This is a genomic window from Saccharothrix luteola, from assembly GCF_020859565.1.
GTDB lineage: Bacteria > Actinomycetota > Actinomycetes > Mycobacteriales > Pseudonocardiaceae > Actinosynnema > Actinosynnema luteola.
In genome coordinates, this window is sequence record NZ_JAJHUO010000024.1 from 175,862 (window position 1) to 177,803 (window position 1,942).

Consider the following 1,942-nt stretch of genomic DNA (forward strand, 5'->3'; position numbering starts at 1 on the left):
CCGTTTGGTTGAGGACAATGTGTTTTTCCGCGCTACACCTCGAAGGGCGACGAGCCGTGATGGCTCGTCGCCCTTCGTCGTTCGGTCGCCTCACCGCGGACCTGGTCCGGTCTCCTCGCGCCGGTCTTCGCCGCCGGGCGGGTCGTAGCCCACGTGCGCGTGGAAGAAGGCGACGGACACCCCGCTCGCGGTCAGCCCGGCCAGGATCGCGGTCGCGGCGTTGTTCCCCGCGAGGTAGGTCAGCGTGCCCGCTCCTGTCCCGCACACGAGGCCCAGCAGCAGCACCAGCGCGGTGCGGGTGCTCAGTAGCGGGGGCCGCGAAATCTGGCTCACTTGCTGCTCCGGAGTAGTCGGTGGCTCGGTGACTCGTGGAGCTTGTATGTGGCGCGACGTGGAACCCGGCACGTCCGGGTGACGGGCGACTCGTTCGGAGCCGACTCGTGCCGTCGGCGGTCCACGCCGACATAGAACCCGTCGTTCGGATGAACCGCGTCCGAGGAGGTCCGCGATTGGCAGGCAGCGATGACCGACACCGAACAGACGTCAAGATCCGTGACGCGCTCGTGGCCGAGAGGTGTGAGGGGCCGGAGTGGCAGCGGTTCACCAGGGTGCTCGGCGAGTACGGCTTCGCCTCGATGATGGGGTGGCTGAGGTCGGGGATGATCTTCACGCTCTGCCGGGAGAAGGGCTGCCCGGTCGGTGCGGCCCCTCCGCGCTGGGAACACGATGACCTGGTCGGCCTGGCCGGCGACACCGTGGTCAAGGCGATCGGTGACTTCAGGCGGAAAGCGCTCCTGGACGGCGGGTGGGACCCGGCGGGCGGGGCGAGCCTGAAGACCTACTTCGCGACCACCTGCGTGTTCGCGTTCCCCAACGTCTACCGGAAGTGGAGCAAGGAGCGCAGCCACCGCGCGGCGGAGGAGTTCCGATTATCGGGCGCCGACGAGCTGGCGAACGTCGCATCTCCCGCACCCGACCCGGGTGACGTGGTGGTCACCGGGTTGGAGATCAAGCGTGGGCTCGCCGGCATCCCGAGCGAGTACACCAGGTCGGCGTTGGTCCTGTCGGAGGCCGGCTACGCCGTCGGGGAGATCGCGGAGCTGCTGCACACGACGCACGGCGTGATCAAGGGGACGCTGGAAAGACATCGGCGCAACACCGGTCGAACGGCGAGGGGAGGTGGCGATGCCTGAGGGGGATGTCGGCCGATCGACGGCCGTTGAGCACCTCGTCGAGGATTCCTCGTTCGGTGCGCGGGACGCGCGGGACCTCCGCGACCGCGCCCCCCGCGCGGCGGTCGAGGACATCATGAGCCGGGTCCACCGGCAGGCTCCGGTGGTGGCACTCCCGTCACCGGGTGCGGTCCCGCACGGTGCGACGCCGACCCCGGACCGCCTCGAAGTCGACTGGCCTGGGCAGAGCCTCCTCGGCCGGCTGCGGGAGCCGGCCCGACGGGAACTGCTGGCCATCGGCTCGCTCGTGCGCTACCGCCCAGACCAGGAGGTCCTCGAGCAGGGCTCGGAGGGGGCGCACGTGCTGCTCCTGCTGGACGGCATGGTCAAGGTGCAGCGGACCTTCGGGACGGGGCGCACGGCGTTTCTCGCGGTCAGGGCGGCGGGTGACCTGGTCGGCGAGATGGCGGTGCTGGTCGGGGGGCCGCGCTCGGCGACGGTCGTCACGTGCGGTGACGTGGTCGCGAAGCTGATCACCAGCGGTGAGCTGATGAGCTTCCTGGACCGGCGCGACGACGCGGGCGCCGCATTCAGCGAGATGGTCATGGACAGGCTGCGCTGGCCGGACTCGGCGCAGCGCGACTTCCTGTCCCACCCGGCCGCCGAACGGGTGGCCAGGGTGCTGGCCGAAGTGGTGCAGACCTACGGGCGCGAAGAGGCCCACGGGTGGACGTTGGGAATTCCGCTGACGGAGGTGGAACTCGCCTCGA

The 1,942-nt window shown here is 70.1% G+C and carries 3 protein-coding genes; 2 read left to right on the forward strand and 1 reads right to left on the reverse strand.

Features of this window, described 5'->3' with window-relative positions; translation table 11 throughout:
• Nucleotides 1-90: 90 nt before the first annotated feature.
• Entirely contained in the window at nt 91-333 is a 243-nt protein-coding gene (locus LNK82_RS31385) for a hypothetical protein (RefSeq protein WP_230570492.1), read from the reverse strand.
• Between the two features lie 176 nt (nt 334-509).
• Between LNK82_RS31385 and LNK82_RS31390 the strand changes: the two genes are divergently transcribed.
• Nucleotides 510-1,193 (forward strand): RNA polymerase sigma factor, encoded by a 684-nt coding sequence (locus tag LNK82_RS31390; RefSeq protein WP_230570493.1) that lies wholly within the window; start codon nt 510-512, stop codon nt 1,191-1,193.
• Nucleotides 1,186-1,942 (forward strand): Crp/Fnr family transcriptional regulator (locus tag LNK82_RS31395; RefSeq protein ID WP_230570494.1); only part of this gene is annotated, 757 nt, incomplete at its 3' end. The genes LNK82_RS31390 and LNK82_RS31395, both read left to right, overlap by 8 nt.